Raw genomic sequence first — 1,514 nt, 5'->3', positions numbered from 1 at the left:
ATATGGAGAAATATTCTTCCCCGTATTTAAAAAATATTAAAAATCCAAATGTCTTTTATAAATCAGATTTTTTAATCTACATATTTATTATTATTGATAAATATATAACATTTTTAATATTATAAGGAAAAAAATTAAATTCTTTTCATTCCAAAGAAATTTATGGCCTGAATAAGATCAATGAAAGATTCCAATTCATGCTCAATTACCTCTTCTTCACTCATACCACTGCTTAATTCACCATCAACACTTAAGGTGTCCGGACCATAGCCAACCAATCTGTTGACTCCATCTGCACCAAGTATCCTTTCGGCATCCATTTGGTGAATGAAAGCTCTTCCCGGAAGAATAACCGCATCCTTAATATCGCTTAAATCAAGTGGTACAAGATCCTCTTTTGTCATAAGACATGCAATGTCTTTTTTTGTAGCAATCACATTAACATTGTCCGGTGCAATCTTATCAAAAATACGTTTTAGGAAAGGAGCTGCAATCTTACTTGTTAAAATAGTTGCTTCACCTGTAACTGGCGGCAAAATGTCTAAAAACTCTTCATATTCAGGTTTTGATAAAATAAATGGAGCCCCTATTGTAGGATCTCCCAATGGAGTACCTGTAACACGCAAATCATATTCCTTATTGACTTCCTTTACAAGCTCTTCAAATTGAAGGATTTCATGAGGAACAATACCTTCAACAACAGGTTCATTACCTAAAATAAGTCCTTGGTCATAGGAATTTGCAAAACGCATCATCATCAATGCCTTTGCACCCCATTCCTCTAATTTTTCACAGGTATTTGCAAGAACTTCACCATCATTGACTCCAGGAATAATTACAGCTGCAGCATGTAAGTCTGCACCTTCTGCAAATAATTGAGCAGCCTTTAATGACTCTTCAGGGCTAGGATCCAACATCCATTCCTTTCTTAATTGAGCATCTGCAGCAAAGATGGTATATGTGACCTCATCCACCCCTTGTGAAAGGAATTTGCTGGCGATATTTCCATCATCAATCCCCTTGCCGCTGGTATAACCTAAGTGAATAGGCAATTGCCATTGGTACAAATTGAAAATGAGCTCCTCCAAATGAGGATAGCAACTGACATCTCCGCCTCCTGAAATATTTACCTTAAGGTTAGCATCACGAACAGGATTCATCATAAGTGCCATTTGAACTTCATTAAGTACGGAAAATGGTTGTTGAAACTCTTTACCTGCTTCCTGAACACCTTCCAAACATCTGGAACAACCTACCTTATTTGGAGGGCAATGTTGACAGCCAAGAGCTTCGGTTAAAGGTTTTACTTTTCTAAAATAGCAAAACTTACAATAACCTCTACAATCCTTACCAGGAGTTCCACCTAGGTCTGCTATAACTTGCATAAAATTCCTCAATCTTTTTAATAATCAAAATTAGTTTTTTAAATAAATAATAAATCAACAAATGAATAATAAATAAATGAATAATAAATAAATGAATAATAAATAAATGAATAATAAATAAATGAATAA

1 protein-coding gene is annotated in these 1,514 nt (G+C 34.5%); it reads right to left on the bottom strand.

The window, feature by feature from the left end:
- Window positions 1-134: 134 nt before the first annotated feature.
- Window positions 135-1,385 (bottom strand): methyl coenzyme M reductase-arginine methyltransferase Mmp10, encoded by a 1,251-nt coding sequence (mmp10, locus tag Q0138_RS04660; protein ID WP_297981565.1) that lies wholly within the window; start codon window positions 1,383-1,385, stop codon window positions 135-137.
- Window positions 1,386-1,514: the final 129 nt, after the last annotated feature.

Origin of the sequence: uncultured Methanobrevibacter sp. (genome assembly GCF_937906425.1) — an archaeon.
GTDB lineage: Archaea > Methanobacteriota > Methanobacteria > Methanobacteriales > Methanobacteriaceae > Methanobrevibacter.
This window is presented reverse-complemented; position numbering and strand designations above follow the sequence as displayed.